The sequence below is a fragment of the Pseudomonas syringae group sp. 247E2 genome, assembly GCF_032587795.1.
GTDB lineage: Bacteria > Pseudomonadota > Gammaproteobacteria > Pseudomonadales > Pseudomonadaceae > Aquipseudomonas > Aquipseudomonas amygdali.
In genome coordinates, this window is the sequence record NZ_JAWHPK010000014.1 from 152,996 (window position 1) to 174,014 (window position 21,019).

Below are 21,019 nucleotides of genomic sequence, written 5' to 3' on the forward strand. Positions count from 1 at the left end.
AGGTGAGCCGAATACGGGTTTAATCGGCTCATAAGGTGAGCCGATTGTGCTGGCTATTCGGCTCATCGTCCAGACGTTGTTTCGGGCCCAAAAATTTCAACTACCGTTCGTCCGCCTTCATAGTGGTTCACTTGCTGGCGCAATGGAACCGTATCAGCCTTCCCGACACTTAGGACGGCACAGCATCGCTCCTTGTGGGCAATCTGATGAGATCCCGGGCGCAATGCCCCGGTCATCACTAATGGCCAAGCGGAGTTTATCTTCCATGAAAAAAAGTATTTCCCTGCTCACGACTTTGTTTTTCTGCCATGGCGCATTGGCAGGAACGATGCTCGATGAACAGAGCATTACTTCGTACGTCGACAGTCACAGTGCCGAGCAGGTCGCGTTGCTTGAAAAACTGGTGAACATCAACAGCGGCACGGACAACGTGGACGGTGTCGTCAAGGTCGGTGATCTGATGAAGGCAGAGTTGGAAGCGCTGGGCTTCGATACCCGTTGGCACGAGCTGCCCGCAGGGATGAACCATGCCGGTAGCCTTGTCGCGGTGCATGACGGTAACAAGTCTGCGAAACGAATCTTGCTGATAGGCCATCTGGATACGGTGTTTCCGGCCACCAGCAAGTTTCAGGAGTATTCATTGATAGATGGCGGCAAAAAAGCCAAAGGCCCCGGAGTGATCGACGACAAGGGCGGCCTGGTCACCATTCTTTACGCCTTGCAGGCGCTGAAACACAGCGGCGCATTGCAGGACATGAATATCTCTGTGGTCCTGGTTGGTGACGAAGAGCTGGCGGCCAAGCCGACTGAAATTTCCAGAGAATGGCTGATTGCCGAAGCCAAAAGAAGTGACATAGCACTGGGCTTTGAATTCGCCTTGTCGCCCAATCAGTTAATCACCGAGCGCAGAGGATTGAGCGAATGGTTTTTGACCAGTACCGGCATAGACAAACACTCAGCGACTATTTTTCAGCCTGAAACCGGTTTCGGTGCGGTGTACGAGTCGGCCCGGGTGCTTGATGAAATTCGCTCCAAACTCTCCGGTGAGCAAGGCTTGACCATCAACCCTGGGCTCATTCTGGGCGGTGCCACAGCCCAGGAAGATGTACCAAGCGGGCAAGGCACTGCCTCGGGAAGAAAAACCACAATCGCCAGAATAGTGTCCGTGCATGGCGACCTGCGGTTCAGCAGTGAAGAACAGCGAAGCTCTGCCGAAGCCCGCCTGCAGGAAATAGCCAGTCACTCGCTGCCACAGACCCATAGCGAGTTGAAGATCAAGGCAATCATGCCGGTCATGGTTGGTCGCGAAAGTAATCGCAAACTTCTGCAAGCCTACAGCAAGGTCAGCCAGGACCTTGATGGACCTGCACTGGAATCGGCTCCGTCAGCGGAAAGAGGCGGTGCCGATATTTCCTATGTGAACAAATATGTAACGGCGAGCCTGGACGGGCTTGGCGCGTGGGGGCAGGGTGCCCACAGCGAGAATGAAACCATCGATCTGAGTTCGCTGCCCGTGGTGACCAAACGCGCCGCGCTGTTCATCAGCCGCTATGGCAAATAGCTGCTCTTCAGTCGGGCGCTGAGCCCTGCCTGACTGAAGAGCACAAGGCCGGCGGCAGCACCTGATGCGTGTTGCCGTCCTCACCTGCAGTGTTGACCAGCCAAGGAGAAAAGCCAGATGGAATTTGATCTGCGGTTGTCGCATGACAACGATCTGGAGCAGTTACAGCGTCTCTCTGTGCGGGCTCGCCAGCGGTATACGATCATTCCCTCTTTGGCTCATGTCGCCGAAAGCCCACCGCTGGGCGCAGACAGATTCGAAGCCTGCCGGGTCATGGTTGCTGTAGACAGGCATAGCGATGAAGTCATCGGTTTCGTAGCCATGCGCCTACTGGATGATTACTTATACCTGGACAATATCTCGGTAGAACCTCTTGCTTCAGGCAAGGGCGTTGGAAAAAGCCTGCTGTCGTCTGTCGTGGCATACGCGCATTTGCGTCGGGCTGATGCGGTAAGCCTGACAACATTTCGCGAACCACCCTGGAATGGCCCATGGTTTCGTCAGCATGGGTTCTGTCCGATGCCGACGGATTGTATTGGCGATGGGTTAAGGCGCGTCATGAAGCGTCAGTCGCAGACTTTCGATCCTGCGACGCGTGAGACCCTGTGGCGTCTGCTTTAACCCATGCCAAGTCATGGATGCAATCCACTGTAGCGAACTGCGCTTTCCTCATCGAGCTGCAAGGTCGATACATAAATGCCTTGTTGGCTATCCGCCACCTTCGTTTTGTTGTTCAAGATTCGTACAGCCAGTCTTTGCCATATTCGCCTTGCCAGCCTGTTCTTTCACCGCGGTGAGAGCTGCAGCGCTCCAGCCAAAATGTATCAAAACAGAAATATTGCGGACACCTTGTCACCACAAAATGCACGCCACTCGCTGATGGACCGGCTCTGACCCCATAACCAGAAATCTCAGGCATCTCCTTCAGACGAGCGAATATTTGCTGCCATGAATAACCTGAACCTGCTGCAGACCTGCCAGAACGAACAATCGGCGGACGTGATTTACGGTCCGATTCAACCTGAACTGCTGCGCGAGGAAGTGCTGGCCGATTTGCTGGAAGCCAGCGCCCGGCGCAATCCGCAGCAAGTGGCGCTGATCTTCGGCGAGCACCGGATCAGTTATGGGGAGCTCGACCGGCAGGCTGATCAGGTGGCTTCTGCGCTGATCAAGGCTGGCGTAAGGCCTGGGCACATCGTTGGTCTGTGGCTGCCGCGAGGCATTGAGCTTCTGGTGATGCAGGCCGGTATCGCCAAGGCGGGTGCCGCCTGGTTGCCTCTGGATCAGGACACTCCGATGGAGCGTCTGCAGATATGCCTGGAAGATGCCAGCGCCGTGGGGCTGGTGTCCTGCAACGCGCTGAGCCCGTTGCTGGCTGGTAGCGGTCTGAACGTGTGGACTGCCGAATCGCTGCTGACACAGACCGACGCAGCGTTGGTGCGCCGCAGTGGTGTGCTTCCCGATCATCCTGCGTACGTGATCTACACCTCCGGCTCCACCGGCAAGCCCAAGGGCATCCTGATTTCCCAGCGCAGCATCTGCCATTTCCTGCGCAGCGAAAACGCGGTACTCGGTATCTGCGCCAGCGACCGGGTCTACCAGGGCTTTTCCGTGGCATTCGACATGTCGTTCGAGGAAATCTGGATTGCCTATCTGGTAGGCGCAACGTTGTGGATAGGCCCAAAGGAAACCAGCGGAGACCCCGAAACCCTGCCACGTCTGCTGAACGAGCAGCGCATCAGCGTTTTGCACGCGGTGCCTACTTTGCTGGCGCTGTTCAGCGAAGACGTCCCCGGCCTGCGGGTGATCAATCTGGGCGGCGAGATGTGCCCTGAGTCGCTGGTCGACCGCTGGGCTACGCCGAACCGGCAAATGTTCAACACCTATGGGCCCACCGAAGCCACTGTATCGGCGAGTCTGGCGCGGTTGTCGCGTGGTCGCCCGGTCTCGATTGGTACGCCGCTCCCCAATTATGGTCTGTTGGTAATCGCCAATGACCCAGCGGTCGGCAGCAGCCTGGCACCCAGCCTGCTGCCCCGTGGCGAAGTCGGCGAACTGTGCATCATCGGCCCCGGTCTGGCTGAAGGTTATCTGGGCAGACCGGATCTGACCCAGGAAAAATTCCTGCCTAACCCGTGGTCCACTGGCTACCACGATGCGCGCCTGTACCGCACCGGCGACCTTGCGCGGATCGACGATGAAGGACAAGTACAATGCCTGGGACGTGCCGATGATCAGGTGAAAATTCGTGGCTTTCGCGTCGAGCTGGGCGAGATTGAAGCGCTGTTGGCGCAACAGCCCGGCGTAGGTACTGTTGCCGTCCTGTTGCGCAACGAGGGTGGCGTTGATCAGCTGATTGCTTATCTGGTTTGCGATACATCAACGGACTCCACATTCACCAGCCAGCTGCGCAAGGTCTTGCAGGCCCGGTTGCCGTCGTACATGGTGCCGGGGCATTTCGAGCTACTCGACAGCATGCCGCGCCTCACGTCCGGAAAAATCGACCGCAAAACACTCAAGGCCCGTCCGTTGACGGTTGATGCCGCGGGTGCTGGCGCAGAGTCCGACGTGGCTGAAACTGAAGGCGAAATCGCACTGTTTGCTGCGTTGGCCTCACTCTTTCCTGGCATGCCGATCCGCCGCGATGCGGACTTTTTCACCGATCTGGGCGGGCACTCCTTCTTTGCAGCACGTTTGGCCTCGGCCTTGCGTGCGAACCCTCGCTTTGCACAAATCACCGTGCGCGACATTTACCAGCAGCGCCGTATCGGCGCGATTGCCGAAGTGCTGGATCAAGCACCGCAAGAGATGGCTGCCCCGGTCGACTGGACGCCTCCTTCCGCGTGGCGTCGCTGGCGTTGCGGCGTGGCTCAGGCTCTGGCATTGCCGGTAATGGTCAGCCTGCGCATGACCCAGTGGCTCGCGCCGTTCTTTACCTACCACTTGCTTACCGGTTCGCCTGACGACGCTGTGGCTTTGGCGACTCTGGCTTCTATCTCGGTGTTTCTGATTGCCACCGTTCTGCAGTTTTTCATCGCATGGGCGGCCAAGTGGCTGATCGTTGGTCGCCTGAAGCCTGGAATATACCCATTGTGGGGCGTCACTTACTTTCGCTGGTGGGCCGCCGACCGTATGGTCGAGTCGGCACCGACTTACCTGTTGAGTGGTTCTTCGCTTTATCCCCTGTGGCTACGCGCTCTGGGAGCAAAGATCGGTGAGGAAGTGATTATCGGCGGGGCCACGGTGCGGGCCCACGACCTGCTGGAGATCGGTGACGGGGTCAGCGTCGGCAACGGCGTGAGCTTCGAGAACGCACGCGTCGAGCGGGGTCAGCTGCATCTGGGACGTATCGCATTGCAGGACAATGCCTGTGTCGGTTCTTACGTGATCATGGAAGGCAATACCGCTATCGGTCCGTGGGGGCATCTTGAGGCGCAATCGGCCATGGCCGACGGCCGGGAGGTTCCGGCGGGGCGTATCTGGCAGGGCTCACCTGCGCGTGATGTCGGCGCGTTCGATACGCTCGGCCAACCTGCGCGGCCTGTGACCAGCCCTGCGCGTTTGCGGGCAGAAAAACTGTTCTTCGTGTTCGGCGTTCTGCTGGTCGCGACGCTGTTCTTCATCCCGGTCTTCCCGACCTTTTTCCTGATCGACTGGTTCGACACGCAGAACGTCTTGCCATGGTTCGAGGGCAGCGGACCATTGGGACAACTGGCGCGCTATTTCCTGCTCGCGTTCCCGGCCAGTGCGGTGCTGATTGTCGCGACTGTTCTGGCCTCTGCCGCATTGCGCTGGATCGTCTTTCCACGTCTCAAGCCGGGTCGCTACGCGGTACACAGCAATACTTACTGCGCCAAGTGGCTCATCAGTCAGATTCAAGAGGCCAGCCTCAATGTGCTATCCGGTATCTACGCCACGGTGTACTCGCCCTTCTGGTATCGACTGTTGGGTGCGAAAGTAGGGCGCGACGCCGAGATTTCCAGCGCACAGGGCGTCATCCCGGACATGCTGACCCTGGGCGATGAAACCTTTATTGCGGATGCGGTGATGCTCGGTGATGAGCGTATCGACGGCGGCTGGATGACCATGCAGCCCACGGTCGTATCCAATCGCAGCTTTGTCGGCAACGGCGGTTACATTTCAGATGGCACGGTGCTGCCGGAAAACGTCCTGATCGGCGTCCATTCCTGTGCACCGCATAACAGCAAGATGGCCGATGGCGATACCTGGCTGGGCTCACCACCAATCCACCTGCCAGCCCGCGAGCAGGTAAGTGGTGCTCCGGAATCTCTGACCTTCAAGCCCTCGCCATTGCGTCGTCTGGCCCGAGGTCTGGTCGAAGGCGTGCGCATTGTCACCCCGCACGCGGTGGTGATTGCGGTTGGCTACACCGTGATGCTTGATCTGATGCCACTCGCCGACCAAGAGCGCTGGGGTGCCGTGCTGGCTTACCTTGCCGTCATCGGCATGGCGTACAGCGTGGGTAACTTTCTGCTGATCGCAGCCTTGAAGTGGCTGGTCATGGGGCGCTATCGCAAACGCGCAGACCCTATGTGGACGCCATTCGTATGGCTTTCGGAAGGTATCACCAGCCTTTATGAAGGCATGGCCGCACCAAACTTCATGCGCTACCTGCGCGGTACTCCGTGGTTGCCGCTGGCCTTCAACCTGTTCGGCTGCAAGATTGGCCGAGGGGTTTACATGGACACAACCGACATCACCGAATTCGACTGCGTCAGCATCGGTGCAGATAGTGAGCTGAATGCCGGTGCCTGCCCGCAAACACACCTGTTCGAAGACCGGGTCATGAAGATTGATCACGTCATCATCGGCGAACGCGTGTACATGGGGCCACGCAGCGCCGTGCTGTACAGCGCCGTAGTCGGCAACGATGCGCACCTTGGCGCACTGACCCTGGTCATGAAGGGCGAACATATCCCTGTCGGCAGCCGTTGGGCTGGTTGTCCCGCGTCACCTGACAGGGCATGAAGTGCGGGGCGAGCTGGGCATTCGATGAAGATGGCCGGCTCGCCCCTCCAGAGTCCTTCCCTCGGCAGAATGTATTGCTGGTCAGCTGCGTCACCAGGCCAGGCTGTGCAAGAGATGAGGCCAGAAACCGCATTCGGGCTTGCGTGCGTATCGCCTTGGAACAGTGGCTCGAATTGCCATCCGGGGCGATCACGTTCATCAGCGCCCCAGGTGTCGCGCCGCGATTGCTTATCGACGGGCTGCCGGAGCCCGGGTTTTCCATCAGCCACGAAGCCGGGTTCTCTCTTGCTGCCGTCAATCTCCAAGGCGCAGTGGGCGTGGACTTGATGCAGGTTCAGGCGGTGCCGGACTGGCATGCGGTCGCGCTGGATTATCTGGGGGCTGAGGTTGCCAGTGTGCTGTCAGGCATGCCCGAGTCGATGCGTGCGGTTGCCTTTGCCAAGGCATGGTGCAGGCGCGAAGCGTTTTTGAAGTTGCATGGATTGGCGCTCGATGAATGGACAGCACAGGGAGGGTTGCAGGGTGTGGAGGTTGAGGTTGAATTGGCGGAGGGGATGGTTGGAGCGGTGGCGTTGAGTCAGGTTTTGATGGAGTACATGAATCAGGCTGAGCGGCGCACGGCACCTTGATTGATGCGCTGCTGCCAATCGAAGATGAATGCACGAATGTTCTAGACTCACCTTCTGACGTCAGCGATAACCAATCGCTTTCATCGATTCAGGTGTTTTATGCCTTCCACACACTGGATAGACCTCGCTCGCGACCTCGATACAGGCATCGAGACGCTGCACGCGCACTTTCAGGGGCATGCCTATGATCCCCATTGGCATGACAGCTATCTGGTGGGCGTTACCCGGCAAGGTGTGCAGCAGTTCAATTGTCGCCGTCAGCGCCATGCCAGCACGCCCGGGCAGGTGTTCACACTGGAACCGGGGGAAATTCATGATGGCAATGCCCCGTGCGCCGAAGGGTTCACCTATCAGATGCTGTACCTGGACCCGCATTGGCTGAGCCGGGAGCTCAGTGGGTTGTTCGAACAGGCTCCCGACCAGCATCTGCCTTCTTTCGCCAACACCCTGCAAACCGAATCACGGCTGGCTCACGCGGTCACGTTCGCTTTCACGGCGCTGCATCAAAAAGAACTACGCATCGTTCGTCAAAGCGCGTTGGATGAATTACTGGCGCAGCTCATTGATCGGGTGCAATGGCGACGCATGACCGATCCCGATCCGCGCTTGCCGCAGGTGGCCTTGCGGGCTAGGGATTATCTGCACGCGCATCTGCATCAGGACGTGGGCATGAACGAGTTGGCAACTGTTTGTGGCGTTGACCGCTTTCGCCTGACTCGGGCGTTCAAGGCCGCCTTCGGCCTGCCGCCTCATGCATATCTGGTACAGCTGCGCCTGGCCAAGGCCCGTCGAATGCTGGCAGCCGGAATCTGGCCCGCTCAGGTGGCCAGCGATCTGGGCTTTGCTGACCAAAGCCATCTGGGCCGCTGGTTCATGCGCGCCTACGGACTTAGCCCGGCGGCCTATCGCTTGCGCTGCTCAAACCTTCCAGACTGATCCTGTGGTATGTCGCAGCATGGGCTTTTTCAGCCCTGGATTGCCGATCATGCTGCCTTTCATTCTGTACGCCTTCGTCGCCTCGATTACCCCCGGCCCCACCAACATCCTGGTATTAAGCAACAGTGCCCGCTTCGGCTGGCGCGCCGTCGTACCGTTGATTCTGGGAGCCTGCACCGGCGCTGCACTGTTGGTGTTGCTCGTCGGCATGGGTGTCGGCCACTCATTGCTCGCGATCCCCAATGCTCAGCGCGTCATGGCATGGGTCGGCGTGCTGTGGCTAACCTGGCTGGCCTGGAAAATAGGTACCGGCCCGACCGACTCAATCGAGCGGCAAAACAGTCTGCCGATGGGCTTTATCGGTGGCGCAGCACTGCAATTAGTAAATCCCAAGACCTGGGTCATGGCGCTGGCGGTAGTCAGTGTATTCAGCCAGCGCAGCCCGGTGTCTTACCTGGCGCTGGTGTTTTTTCTGATTTCCTTGCCCTGTGTAGGCAGCTGGGCTCTGATGGGCGCAGGCTCGTCCCGCTGGCTCACATCGCCTTGGCGAGTGCAGTGGATGAATCGAGTGCTGGCGGTTTTATTGCTGCTGGCGGCGTGGATCGGTTTTATGGACAGTGTCTGAGCGCGTGCGGCCTGGATTGGCGGTGGGTACGCGAGGAGTCGGCTTCATTCAAAGGCTCTTGTCGAGCCAACTCGACTATTTGCTTGTGAGGTGAGTTTTGCTCTTCAACTTGCTGGTTTGCTCTGCGGTCGTCATCTCTTTTCACCGCAGAGCCTGTATGGCGTCAGATTATTCCGGTGCTTGCGCGCCGCTGGCCCTGGACAGCTCAGCAGGTCGGGCTGCCGCATTGAAGAAGGCCAGGTGATAGGCCAGGCCTACGAACACCGCACCGCCCACCGCGTTACCCAAAAATACCGGAACGAAGTTGTCGCCGAACTGCGCCCAGCTCAAGGCACCGGCAAAGATCGCTGCAGGAATGACGAACATATTGGCGACGATGTGCTGAAAGCCGATCGCGACGAATGCCATCACCGGAAACCACATGCCGACCACTTTACCGATCACGTCCTTGCTTGCGTAGCTGAGCCACACCGCCAGGCACACCAGCCAATTGCAGCCAATACCCGAGATGAATGCCTGTTCGAAGCTGGCCCCCACCTTGGCATTGGCGATGGCCACAGTCTTGGCCATGAATGGGCCTTCAGTCAGCCCCACCACATGGCCGAAACAATAGGCGACGAACAGCGCGCCGATAAGGTTGGCCAGCGTCACCAGTACCCAGTTGCGCACCAACTTACCCAGGCCGATACGCCCGGCGAACAGCGCCATGGGCAGGCTCATCATGTTGCCGGTCAGCAACTCGCCACCGGCCAGCACCACCAGAATCAGCCCGACCGGAAACACCACAGCGCCAAGCAGATTGCCCAGCGACGCCCACTCGTGAGGGATCATGGTGCTGACATGAATATCGAGAAGAAACCCGAGGGCAATGAAAGCCCCTGCCAGAAAGCCCAGGATCATCAACGACGACAGGCCCAGGTGGGCCTTCTTGACGCCGCTTTCGACGGCAATTTCAGCGATTTGCTGCGGGGTGTTCAGAGACATGGTGGGCTCGTGCGTGGTCGTGGGCTGAGCGTGGGGAACAGAAGCTCAAGCGGTGCGCGCATCTGTCGCACGGGGAAACAACGTTACGGAATGTTTCGGAGGATGGCTAATCGGATGTTTTGATCGGGTGATTGAGAGGGTCGATGACTGGGCTTACAGCTGTTTGGTTGGCAGGTTTGTAGTGGGTCAACTAAACCCGATCATTGAGTTGTCAGCGACCGAGCCATCTTGGAAACGCTGACTCAAGCGCTCAAGCCAGCGGATTCTGACGCAACTGTAGGCAACTGTAGGCAACGGAGCAAGGCACCGAGGCTTCTGTAGGACGTGTACTCGTTCCGCAACACGATCCGGTTTTTTACTTCATCCGGCTTGGTATTGCCCGACATCACCCCATAACTATCCCTGTCTCTATGAACCGCAAGGACAGACTATGACCAACTCAACCGAAACCGCCATCCTTGCCGGCGGCTGCTTCTGGGGCATGCAAGATTTGTTGCGACGCTACCCCGGCGTGCTGCATACGCGAGTCGGCTACACCGGTGGCGAAGTACCGAACGCCACCTACCGCAACCACGGCAACCATGCCGAAGCGATTGAGATCGTGTTTGACCCGGCGGTGATCAGCTACCGGCAGATTCTTGAGTTCTTTTTCCAGATCCATGACCCGAGCACGCCTAACCGGCAGGGCAATGATCTTGGGCCAAGCTATCGTTCGGCAATTTACTACCTGAGCGAACAGCAAAGGGATATTGCCGAAGATACTGCGGCTGACGTGGACGCCTCCAAGCTGTGGCCGGGGCGTGTGGTCACGCAAATCGAGCCCGCCAGCGAGTTCTGGGAGGCGGAGCCGGAGCATCAGGATTATCTGGAACGGATACCGAACGGGTATACCTGCCACTTCATCCGGCCGAACTGGAAGTTGCCCAAGCGGGGTTGAACCTGAATCGGACCTGGAACGGCCGGAATAGGGGAAGAGCGCAAAAACTGGCCTGCCCCTGTCATGCAGGCGACATCAGGGATAGCCTCAGCCCTCACAACTCTGCTTGTTAATTTCGAACTGTCCAACCTCTTTTACATTTTTGCTGCCAAAAATGTAAATGAGGGTGCCGCCCAAGGAAAGTATCGATTGGTCGCTGCGCATTTGCGCGGCGCAATTAGCCTTGAGGATGTTTGATTTCATCACGCCCAAGTCAACGTTATTGGGATGAGTGTCATAACGGGTCAACGTGTAATAGAACTTGAGCGCGTGACTGTTGGCCGCTTGCGCCCGAACGAAGGTTATATCTTCGTCGATTATTCGATTCTGGGCCGTCGTTCGCGCGGTCACAATGATGAGGTCGCTGAGAAAGGTGGGTTTGCTCGGCTGGGGTTTTTCTTGGAAAGCCTGTATGACCAGAACCCCCACCACGCTCAAAAACAGTAACCCCCACGCCGAATACACAAGCGTCTTCCTGGTTTTTTCGCCGGGCATAGATTTCATTCCTTTGAGGTTGTTCAAGGGTGGGCATTCTACGACAACACCCCTTGTTCGACAGCCCTCCAGATCTGCGTTTGTGCAGCGGCTGCGGCGCCTCGGGGCATCTTATCAACGATGCATCGCTGACCTGGTCCGGGTACTGCCATGAACAGAAGGCATCCGGACACGCAGCGCAACCAGCAGCGCGGCCAACACAGCATCAGGATGGCCGTCTCTACGAATACGCCTGCACTGCCAACGAGGCTGAACATCGCACCGCCAGCCGCTGCGCCTGTTGCGATGGTCGACTGCACAGAGGTGCAACAACTTCCCCCTGCGCCAGCGCCTGCGAAGAATTGAGCTGCGATCTGAACGGCAGCTTTTGGCCGATTCTGTTGAAAAGGTCGGTTCTCTCGAATTGTCCGGAAGCTGAGCGGTGAAGGCGTACCTTTGGACCATAAGACTGTATCTGACGTGTTCCGCCAGAAACACAAAAGCCGCGCAACGCGCGGCTTTGGATATGGTGGGCCCACACGGACTCGAACCGTGGACCAAAGGATTATGAGTCCTCTGCTCTAACCAACTGAGCTATGGGCCCTCAGTAGGCCGCGGATTATAACGGCGGTTTCGCGGCTGTGCTATCCGAAACGTCCGAAAGATTCATAAGAAGAAATCTCGCGCTGAATTCTTCGGGTTGAAGGGGCAGGCTGATGATGTAGCCCTGGATCTGTTCGCAGCCCTCGCGGGTCAGGAATTGCTGCTGTTCACTGGTCTCCACGCCTTCTGCTATCACGGTCAGTTGCATGCTGCGCCCAAGGGCGATGATGGCGCGGACGATGGCGGCGTCGTGGGTGTCTTCGGGTAGGCCGCGAACGAAGGACTGGTCGATCTTGAGGATGTCCAGCGGCAGGCGTTTGAGGTAGCTCAGGGAGGAGTAGCCGGTACCGAAGTCGTCGATGGCCAGTTGCACACCGAGTTTCTTCAGTTTGTGCAGCACTGCCAGCGCTTCCTGGGTCTGGCTCATGATGAAGTTTTCGGTGATTTCCAGTTGCAGGCAGCCTGGCTCCAGGCCGTTGTCGGCCAGTAGTTGTTCGATGTGTTCGACAAGGTTCGTCTGGCGTAGTTGAGCGCCTGCAAGGTTGACTGACACTGGGCCGAACGGCTGACAGGTTTTGCGCCATTTGCCCATCTGTTGGCAGGCCTGCTCCAGCACCCATTCGCCGATTTGCAGGATCATGCCGTTTTCTTCGGCCAGCGGTATGAAGTGTTCGGGTGGCACGTCGCCGAAGGTCGGGTGGTTCCAGCGGATCAGCGCTTCTGCGCCTATCAGCGTGTGGGTCAGAAGGCTGATTTTGGGCTGGTAGGCCAGGGACAGCTGATTGCGGTCCAGCGCTCTTCTCAATTCCTGTTCAAGGGCAATACGTTCGCTGGCCTGTGTGGTCAGGTCGCAGGTGTAGCTTTCGACCCGATTGCGGCCCTTGGCCTTGGAGCGGTACATGGCGGCGTCTGCGTTTTTGACCAGTGTCGCTACGTCGGTGCCGTCAGTCGGGAAAACACAGCTGCCAATGCTCGGGCTGATGTAGAGCTCATGTTCGCCAGCTTCAAAAGGCGTGTTGAAGCAGGCCAGCAGTTTGTTGGCGATGGCTTGTGCGTCGCTGGGCTGCAGCAGGCCAGGTAACAGAACGATGAACTCGTCACCACCAAGGCGCGCGACCGTGTCTACATCGCGCAGGGTCTCCTTGAGCCGGTGTGCGATGCCCTTGAGCAGCAGATCGCCGACCGGGTGGCCCAGGCTGTCGTTGATGTGTTTGAAGCGGTCCAGATCTAGGAACAGCACTGCGCCAAGGCTGCCGGATTCTTCGCTGTGCAGTAATGCCGATTGAAGGCGACTCTCGAACAGGGTTCGGTTGGGCAGGCCGGTGAGTGGGTCGTGGTGGGCCTGGTAGTCGAGGCGCGCCTGGGCGTGTTTGAGGCTGGAGATGTCAGCGAAGACGGCGACGAAATGGGTGGTGAGGTTGGCTTTGTTGCGCACTGCATTGATCGTCAGCCAGCTTGGGTAGAGCTCGCCGTTCTTGCGTCGGTTGCTGATCTCGCCCTGCCAGTGGCCATCGGCTGCAAGTTGATGCCACATTGAGGCATAGAACGCGCTGTCATGCTGGCCTGAGGCGAGCAGGCGAGGAGTCTGGCCGATGGCTTCGCTCTCGCTGTAGCCGGTGATCTCAGTGAAGGCACGGTTTACTGCATTGATGCGCTGGTTGGTGTCGGTAATGAGCACGCCCTCGGCTGTGCTCTCGAACACCGTTGCAGCCAAGTGCAGTTTTTCCTGCATTTGTCTGCTTTCGGTTATATCCCGTGCAATCGTCAGCAGGCAGTCGTCGCCTGCGATGACGATCGGGTGCGAGGACAGTTCGCACAGTTTGATACTGCCATCAACATTACGAAGCCGGGCCCTGAAGTCCCTGACGGAGCCGTGCCGCTTCAGTTGCTCAATGAGCCTGGAGCGGTCGCCCAGATCCACCCAGACACCCAGGTCGAATGTCGAGTGTTCAAGGCAGTACGCTTCGCTATACCCCGTGATGCGGCAGAAACCTTCGTTCACCTCTAAAAGCATTCCGTCCTGTTGGCGGGTGATAGCCAGCCCGTCAGGCGAGGCATGAAACGCCTTGGCGAATTTTTCTTCGGAAAGTTGAAGTTGCTGCTGGGCCTGCTTGCGCTGGGTGATATCACGCACTATCACCAGTACGGCTGGCGTCGAGCTCTGGTCAAAAGGCTGAGCGGACATGAGCCCGGAAAAGGTTTCGCCGTTCTTGCGCCGAAAGGGTATCTCCAGGTTATGAATGTTGCCTGTCTGCAGTTGCTGCAAAACTTTTGGGCCTATACCTGGCACTGCCCACAAATCCAGTTGGGTGGGCGTTTTCCCAATCACTTCGTCAAGGGTGAGGCCGGTCCGTTCAACGAACGCCGCGTTGGCATCCATGATATGCCCGTCGGCAAGGCTTGCGATAATCATGGCATCCGGGCACTGAGCGAAGACCGAGGCGAATTTTCCCTCGGACAGGCACGACGCTTCCCGGTCGCTGGTGTCGATTATTACTTCACGCATATGCGGCTTACGTCCGTGTCTGACTATCGCTGATATTGTTGTGGCGTGAATTTGTAACAATCACTGTCCAAGGCTCGACTGGCAAGCGCTAGTGTCCTGTGTGATACATAGTTGTAGGTCAATTCGCCATGGCCTGCAATTAGACCGACGTCTGACCTCTGTTTGATTTGATCAATTGACGACTGGACCTGCAAATCCGGATTTCTTTTTCCCGGAAACGCAAAACCCCCGGCAGGCCGGGGGTTTTGTTGACTCGCTGGTGCGATTACTCGTCGAGGAACGAGCGCAGGTGCTCGCTTCTTGTCGGGTGACGCAGCTTGCGCAGTGCCTTGGCTTCTATCTGACGAATCCGCTCGCGGGTAACGTCAAACTGCTTACCGACCTCTTCAAGCGTGTGATCGGTATTCATGTCGATGCCGAAACGCATGCGCAGAACTTTTGCTTCACGGGCGGTAAGGCCCGACAGCACTTCGCGTGTCGCTTCTTTCAGGCTTTCAACAGTGGCGACATCGATTGGCGACTGCATGGTCGAGTCTTCGATGAAGTCACCCAGATGCGAATCTTCGTCGTCGCCGATCGGGGTTTCCATGGAGATCGGCTCTTTTGCGATCTTCAATACCTTACGGATTTTATCCTCAGGCATTTCCATGCGTTCGCCCAGCTCTTCCGGGGTCGGTTCGCGACCCATTTCCTGCAGCATCTGCCGGGAAATACGGTTGAGCTTGTTGATCGTCTCGATCATGTGCACCGGAATACGGATGGTGCGGGCCTGGTCGGCAATCGAGCGAGTGATCGCCTGACGGATCCACCAGGTGGCATAGGTCGAGAACTTGTAGCCACGACGGTATTCGAACTTGTCCACAGCCTTCATCAAGCCGATGTTGCCTTCCTGGATCAGATCGAGGAATTGCAGACCACGGTTGGTGTACTTCTTGGCGATGGAGATCACGAGACGCAAGTTCGCTTCAACCATCTCTTTCTTCGCGCGTCGGGCCTTGGCCTCACCGATCGACATGCGACGGTTGATGTCCTTGATCTCGGCTATTTTCAGGCCGGTCTCTTCTTCCAGTGCCGACAGCTTCTGCTGGCAACGCTGAATGTCAGGCTGCAGACGACCAATGGCTTCGGCGTATTTGCTCTTGCCCTTGGCCAGTGCGTCAGTCCAGCTTTCGTCAACTTCGTTGCCCGGGAACTGGCGCAGGAAGTCGGCGCGTGGCATACGTGCATCACGTACACACAGCTGCATGATGGCGCGTTCCTGAGCACGAAGACGCTCAAGAGCACCCCGCACACGCTCTACCAGACCTTCAAACTGCTTTGGAACCAGTTTGATCGGCATGAACAGTTCGGCAAGTGCAACCATTTCGGCAATGGCGTGCTTGTCGTCGCGACCGAATTTCTTCAGCGCCTTGCGGGTGATTTCCATTTGATCGGAAACCGCACCGAAGCGCTGCTGGGCGATGACCGGATCGGGACCGCTTTCGACTTCGTCTTCGTCGTCGCTGGCGTCTGCCGATTCTTCCTCGTCGTCATCGGTGCCTTCGGCCTTGACGGCTTTGGGGTCGACAGGCGGAGGTACTTCGGCAGGCGGCGCAATGCCGTCGTCCGGGTCGATATAGCCGCTCAGAACATCGGAGAGGCGGCCGCCTTCACTGGTGACACGTGTGTATTCGGAAAGAATATGGTCAACCGTGCCAGGGAAGTGCGCAATTGCGCCCATCACTTCACGGATGCCTTCTTCGATACGTTTGGCGATTTCGATTTCGCCTTCACGGGTCAGAAGTTCAACGGTGCCCATTTCACGCATGTACATACGAACGGGATCGGTGGTACGCCCGATGTCGGTCTCGACCGCTGCCAACGCTGCAGCCGCTTCTTCTGCGGCTGCCTCGTCGGTATCGGCGTCGGCCAGCATCAAGGCGTCCGCATCCGGAGCACTCTCGTGTACCGGGATCCCCATGTCGTTGATCATGCGGATGATGTCTTCCACCTGCTCGGGATCTGAAATATCCTCAGGCAAGTGGTCGTTGACCTCTGCGTAAGTCAGATACTTCTGCTCACGACCCAGGGTGATCAACTCTTTGATACGAGATTGCTGTTGCGCTTTTCCGGACATAACACCCTATCCACTGAAGGTCTTGGCGGGCAAAAAACAAGCCGAGGATTATACCCGAGCTATGACCTCACGCGCCAGTTGAGGTCGGGGTTTGTGCGGGAACATTGCGATTTAGCAGTTCCCTAAGCTGAATTTTCTCTTCTGCGCTCAACTCGGTTTGACGAGCCTTGCTGATCAGATGTTCCAGACTGCGCTCGCGTTGGCGAGCGGATAAGCTAGTTATAGTGTCGAAAAACTGTTGTTCAAGGTTGTCGGCCTCAATCAGCCATTCCTTTTCTGCCAGAGCGCGCAACAAACGGCCCTGTTCAGTCCCGTGCCACCTCGCTATCAACTGTAACGACCGCAGGTTGGGATTCTTTTGCCTGGCTTCGATAAGGGCGACCAGCAGTTGCGCGTTAGATTGGTCTTCTGCAGCGAAATGACTGGCATTTTCGACCTTTTCGGCCAGTTCAGGGTGATGCAGCAATGTTCTCAGTGCGGCCTGCATGGGTGGCTCGACAGCGGTCGGTACACGCGGCGTTCGAGGTTCGAAGTCCTGACGCTTGCCTTTTTTGCCCCAGGATTTGTTGTCCCATTTTTTTTGATTCTGACCGCCGGTTTTCTTTGGCGTCCATTCCTGCTGTGGCTCATAACCGCCTTGAGGCTGGTAATCGGCAAAGTCAGGCATGGCGTCGTAATCGACATAGGGGTCGTAGCTCGGTGGCGCATCCACCGGCGCGCTCTGTACCAACTGACTGACGGCCTCGCCGGTAAGCCCGGTAATTTCGGTCAGGCGTTGGCGCATCAGAATGCGCAGGTTCGCCCCAGGCACTTTATCGATGAGTGGCGCCGCGAGGGTGGCCATGTGCGCCTTGCCTTCCAGCGAGCGTGGGTCAGACTCTTTGGTCAGTTGCTCGAAAAAATAATCGGCCAGTGGCTGGGCGTGCTGATTGATGCGCGCCTTGAACGCGTCGGTGCCTTCGGAGCGCACCAGCGTGTCCGGGTCTTCGCCTTCGGGAAGAAACAAAAAGCGCGCCCGACGCCCGTCCTGCAGGTTCGACAGGGTGGCTTCCAGTGCCCGCCACGCGGCATTGCGCCCGGCCTGATCGCCGTCGAAGCAGAACAGCACGTTGGGCACGACCCGGAACAGGCGTTTCAAATGCTCTTCGCTGGTCGCGGTACCCAGCGTGGCCACGGCATTGCGCAAACCTTGCTGCGCCAGGGCGATGACGTCCATGTAGCCTTCAACCACGATTATTTCATCGAGGTTGCGATTGAATTTGCGGGCTTCGAACAGCCCGTACAGCTCCTGGCCCTTGTGGAAAACCGGTGTTTCCGGCGAGTTCAGGTACTTGGGCTTGTCATCACCCAGCACGCGCCCGCCAAAGGCGATGACGCGTCCGCGCGAGTCGCGTATCGGAAACATCACCCGGTCACGGAAGCGATCATAGCGTTTGCCGGTTTCAGCGTTCTCGATCAGCAGACCGGCATCGATCATGACCTTTTGCTGCAGTGAGTCGCTGCTCAGGTGCTTGTACAGGTTGTCCCAGCCTGGCGGAGCAAAGCCCAGGCCAAAGTCTCTGGCGATTTCACCGGACAGCCCGCGGCCTTTGAGGTAATCCACCGCTGCCTTGCGCGATGGATGGCTTTTCAACGCCTGGCGATAGAACTCGGCGGCGGCGGTCAGCAGCGGGTAGAGCGGGGAATCGGTTGGCTGGCGGGGCTTCTGGCCTTTTACGCCCTGTTCGCGAGGCACTTCCATGCCTGCTGCTTTGGCGAGGTCTTCGACAGCCTGGGGGAAATCCAGATTGTCGTGATCCATGATGAAGCCGAGCGCGTTGCCGCCAGCGCCGCAACCGAAGCAGTAATAGAACTGTTTGTCCGGGCTGACGCTGAAAGAGGGTGTTTTCTCTTTGTGGAACGGGCAGCAGGCGGTGTAGTTCTTCCCGGCTTTCTTGAGCTGCACGCGCGAACTGACTATATCGACAATGTCGGTGCGGTTCAGAAGGTCGTCGATAAAGCTCTGGGGAATCAGCCCGGCCATGGCGTTCTCATCATTCAAGCGTGGTGCAAAAGTATCGGGAGACTCTACGAGCGTTCCGTCAGCCTGTCAGCCGTCTTTTTGAAGACGTGGGCAATCAACGGGCACGTCTTTGCATCCGATGGGCGGTGTGGGCCTGAAAGGGGAATAAACTTGAGCCTGCGGGCAGGTCATAAGGCTTCACGCTGGGTGTCCACCTGAGGGTGACAAAACCCGGATACATAAGCCTGGGTGCACGGAAGACGCTGCCTTGGCTGAGCTTCTTGCGAAGTCATCAAGGCATACTCGTCTTATCATCGACCGGTCTGCTGCCCGAGTGGGCATGGCCGATGTAGCCTGTGAACAGGCTGGACGTGCTTGATTGAATGTCTGAGTCGCATCGGCGGCCTGGACGAGGTCAATCAATCTAGCTAACGCGCAATCCAGTTAACGCAAAAAAGCGAAGCTGGAACTGCCGACAGCCCGGCTGGTTGGCCGGGCAAGGCAGAAGCTTGCGACGAAGGTCTGTAAATTAATACAGACGAACGGCGCGGCGCTGTTCGCGCTGGACTTTCTTGGCGTGGCGTTTGACAGCAGCTGCTGCCTTGCGCTTACGCTCCGAAGTCGGCTTCTCGTAAAATTCGCGGCTACGAACTTCAGCCAGAACACCGGCTTTTTCGCAGGAGCGCTTGAAACGACGCAGAGCTACGTCGAAGGGTTCGTTCTCTTTAACTTTGACGGCTGGCATCCAGAGCTACCTTCATTCATTACCGGGGTCAACGCTTAGTGCAAACACTGCACAAAAGTACGTCGGTTTTTAAGGGTTGCGGATGTTAACCCCTCATTGAGAGGAATGCAAAGCCTCTGATCGAAAACCGCTGGTCGGCACCTCGGTCGACGACTATTATGCGCGCCTTCAAATCTGCCCCCTACAAGGCGCAACCCCATGCTAGTACTGGGATTAGAAACCTCCTGCGACGAAACCGGTGTCGCGTTGTACGACAGCGAACGCGGTCTGCTCGCGGACGCATTATTCAGCCAGATCGACCTGCATCGTGCCTATGGCGGTGTGGTGCCGGAGCTGGCTTCGCGCGATCACGTCAAGCGCATGCTGCCGCTGATTCGCCAGACACTGGCCGAGGCGGACTGCGTGGCCACTGACATCGACGCCATTGCCTACACGGCCGGACCGGGTCTGGTAGGTGCATTGCTGGTCGGCGCCTCGTGCGCTCAGGCGCTGGCATTCGCCTGGGATATCCCGGCGTTGGGCGTTCACCACATGGAAGGCCATTTGCTGGCCCCGATGCTGGAAGAAAACCCGCCACAGTTCCCGTTCGTCGCGTTGCTGGTGTCCGGTGGACACACGCAACTGGTGCGCGTCGATGGCATCGGTCAGTACGAACTGCTGGGCGAGACGCTGGACGATGCGGCAGGTGAGGCGTTCGACAAGACCGCCAAAATGATGGGCATGCAGTACCCAGGCGGCCCGGAGATTTCCAAGGCGGCGATGCAGGGCGTGGCGGGGCGTTTTGTCTTTCCCCGGCCAATGACTGATCGTCCCGGGCTGGAATTCAGTTTCAGCGGCTTGAAAACTTCTGCGCTCAATACCTGGCAGCAATGTCAGGGCGCTGGAGACGACAGCGAGCAAACCCGCTGCGACATCGCTCTGGCGTTCCAGCAGGCGGTAGTGGAGACTTTGACCATCAAGTGCAAGCGTGCGCTCAAACAGACCGGCCTCAAAAGCCTGGTCATTGCGGGCGGCGTCAGCGCGAATAAGGCGCTGCGGGCTTCGCTGGAAAGCATGCTCGGCGACCTGCGCGGCCATGTTTACTACGCACGACCCGAGTTCTGTACCGATAACGGCGCAATGATCGCCTTTGCGGGCTGTCAGCGTTTGCAGGCAGGGCAGAAGGAAGATTTGAGCATCAGCGTGCAGGCGCGTTGGCCCATGGAGCAGTTGCCGGGGCTGTGATGACAGGCGAGGGTGAGATGATTTCAGGTTGCCCTTCAGAAATGTCGTTCGCGCCCGGCGAGCAGGTCGCGTAGATTGCCGCGATGGCGCCAGACGATGAGCAGCGTCAATACGCTCATCGGCAACAGCGCATGAGGTTCTTGCCATGCCAGTAATGGCAGGGTCAGCGGTGTGGCAATCAGGGCGGCAAGCGAGCTGGTACGCGTCAGGTAGAGCGTCAGCAACCAGGCCGCTATGGCAAGGGCGGCTGCGGGCGGGTACAGCCCCAGCAGCACGCCGGCGGCTGTTGCGACACCTTTGCCACCACGGAAGCGAAAGTACACTGGGAACAGGTGGCCCAGCACTGCGCAGACGCCGATCCAGCCCTGTTGCGCGATGTTCAGGTTCCAGGCGCTGGCGATCAGGATTGGCAGCAGGCCTTTGCAGAGGTCGCCAAGCAGGGTCAGGATGGCCAGTTTTTTTCCGGCCAGACGCAGCATGTTGGTAGCACCGGCATTGCCCGAGCCACTGGCGCGCGGGTCTGGCCTGCCGCTCAGGCGGCTGAGCAGAATGGCGAAGGACAGCGAGCCAAGCAGGTAGGCGAAGGTGGCCAGTAACCAAAACATGCTAACCATTCCGGGCGAGGATGCCCTGATTCTAACGGCGCATC

At 58.1% G+C, this 21,019-nt stretch carries 15 protein-coding genes and 1 tRNA gene; 8 read left to right on the forward strand and 8 right to left on the reverse strand.

Annotated features, from left to right (window positions below; translation table 11 throughout):
• Positions 1-265 precede the first annotated feature (265 nt).
• The 6 genes from RYC18_RS14810 (at position 266) to RYC18_RS14835 (ending at position 8,740) form a co-directional block, all read left to right on the forward strand.
• Positions 266-1,561, forward strand: coding sequence for a M20 family metallopeptidase (locus RYC18_RS14810; protein ID WP_316886418.1), 1,296 nt, complete (start codon positions 266-268; stop codon positions 1,559-1,561).
• A gap of 117 nt (positions 1,562-1,678) precedes the next feature.
• The gene (locus tag RYC18_RS14815) at positions 1,679-2,182 is read left to right on the forward strand and encodes a GNAT family N-acetyltransferase (protein ID WP_057403184.1); all 504 of its coding nucleotides are present in this window, start codon (positions 1,679-1,681) and stop codon (positions 2,180-2,182) included.
• Between the two features lie 327 nt (positions 2,183-2,509).
• Complete coding sequence (locus RYC18_RS14820; RefSeq protein WP_316886419.1) at positions 2,510-6,550, forward strand: Pls/PosA family non-ribosomal peptide synthetase; 4,041 nt, start codon at positions 2,510-2,512, stop codon at positions 6,548-6,550.
• Entirely contained in the window at positions 6,547-7,179 is a 633-nt protein-coding gene (locus RYC18_RS14825) for a 4'-phosphopantetheinyl transferase family protein (RefSeq protein WP_005744021.1), read from the forward strand. The genes RYC18_RS14820 and RYC18_RS14825 overlap by 4 nt, the downstream gene beginning before the upstream one ends.
• Before the next feature lie 99 nt (positions 7,180-7,278).
• Positions 7,279-8,115 (forward strand): AraC family transcriptional regulator, encoded by an 837-nt coding sequence (locus RYC18_RS14830; protein ID WP_316886420.1) that lies wholly within the window; start codon positions 7,279-7,281, stop codon positions 8,113-8,115.
• Positions 8,116-8,164: 49 nt separating this feature from the next.
• Positions 8,165-8,740 carry a LysE family translocator gene (locus RYC18_RS14835; RefSeq protein ID WP_316886421.1) on the forward strand — a complete coding sequence of 192 codons (576 nt, stop codon included), beginning with the start codon at positions 8,165-8,167 and terminating at the stop codon, positions 8,738-8,740.
• A gap of 168 nt (positions 8,741-8,908) precedes the next feature.
• Here RYC18_RS14835 and RYC18_RS14840 read toward each other — a convergent pair whose 3' ends face one another.
• Complete coding sequence (locus RYC18_RS14840) at positions 8,909-9,724, reverse strand: formate/nitrite transporter family protein (protein WP_316886422.1); 816 nt, start codon at positions 9,722-9,724, stop codon at positions 8,909-8,911.
• 430 nt (positions 9,725-10,154) lie between these two features.
• Between RYC18_RS14840 and msrA the strand changes: the two genes are divergently transcribed.
• The gene (gene msrA, locus RYC18_RS14845) at positions 10,155-10,661 is read left to right on the forward strand and encodes a peptide-methionine (S)-S-oxide reductase MsrA (protein WP_316886423.1); all 507 of its coding nucleotides are present in this window, start codon (positions 10,155-10,157) and stop codon (positions 10,659-10,661) included.
• Positions 10,662-10,748: 87 nt separating this feature from the next.
• Here msrA and RYC18_RS14850 read toward each other — a convergent pair whose 3' ends face one another.
• The 6 genes from RYC18_RS14850 to rpsU form a co-directional block, all read right to left on the reverse strand.
• The gene (locus tag RYC18_RS14850; RefSeq protein WP_316886424.1) at positions 10,749-11,195 is read right to left on the reverse strand and encodes a hypothetical protein; all 447 of its coding nucleotides are present in this window, start codon (positions 11,193-11,195) and stop codon (positions 10,749-10,751) included.
• Between the two features lie 506 nt (positions 11,196-11,701).
• Positions 11,702-11,778: transfer RNA gene (locus tag RYC18_RS14855), tRNA-Ile, on the reverse strand.
• Between the two features lie 15 nt (positions 11,779-11,793).
• A complete protein-coding gene (locus RYC18_RS14860) occupies positions 11,794-14,271 on the reverse strand; it encodes an EAL domain-containing protein (RefSeq protein ID WP_410478371.1) in 2,478 nt (825 codons plus the stop codon).
• 277 nt (positions 14,272-14,548) lie between these two features.
• Positions 14,549-16,399 (reverse strand): RNA polymerase sigma factor RpoD, encoded by a 1,851-nt coding sequence (rpoD, locus tag RYC18_RS14865; protein ID WP_002551876.1) that lies wholly within the window; start codon positions 16,397-16,399, stop codon positions 14,549-14,551.
• 67 nt (positions 16,400-16,466) lie between these two features.
• On the reverse strand, positions 16,467-18,422 hold the full coding sequence (gene dnaG / locus RYC18_RS14870; RefSeq protein WP_057403173.1) for a DNA primase: 1,956 nt from the start codon (positions 18,420-18,422) through the stop codon (positions 16,467-16,469).
• Positions 18,423-18,930: 508 nt separating this feature from the next.
• Positions 18,931-19,146: a 30S ribosomal protein S21 gene (gene rpsU, locus RYC18_RS14875; protein ID WP_002551877.1), complete on the reverse strand. Its 216-nt coding sequence runs from the start codon at positions 19,144-19,146 to the stop codon at positions 18,931-18,933.
• A gap of 198 nt (positions 19,147-19,344) precedes the next feature.
• Here rpsU and tsaD point away from each other — a divergent pair, with 198 nt between their 5' ends.
• Positions 19,345-20,370 carry a tRNA (adenosine(37)-N6)-threonylcarbamoyltransferase complex transferase subunit TsaD gene (gene tsaD / locus RYC18_RS14880; protein WP_005757941.1) on the forward strand — a complete coding sequence of 342 codons (1,026 nt, stop codon included), beginning with the start codon at positions 19,345-19,347 and terminating at the stop codon, positions 20,368-20,370.
• Positions 20,371-20,405: 35 nt separating this feature from the next.
• Here the strand turns inward: tsaD and plsY are convergent, their stop codons facing one another.
• Positions 20,406-20,975 carry a glycerol-3-phosphate 1-O-acyltransferase PlsY gene (gene plsY / locus RYC18_RS14885; RefSeq protein ID WP_004660108.1) on the reverse strand — a complete coding sequence of 190 codons (570 nt, stop codon included), beginning with the start codon at positions 20,973-20,975 and terminating at the stop codon, positions 20,406-20,408.
• Positions 20,976-21,019: the final 44 nt, after the last annotated feature.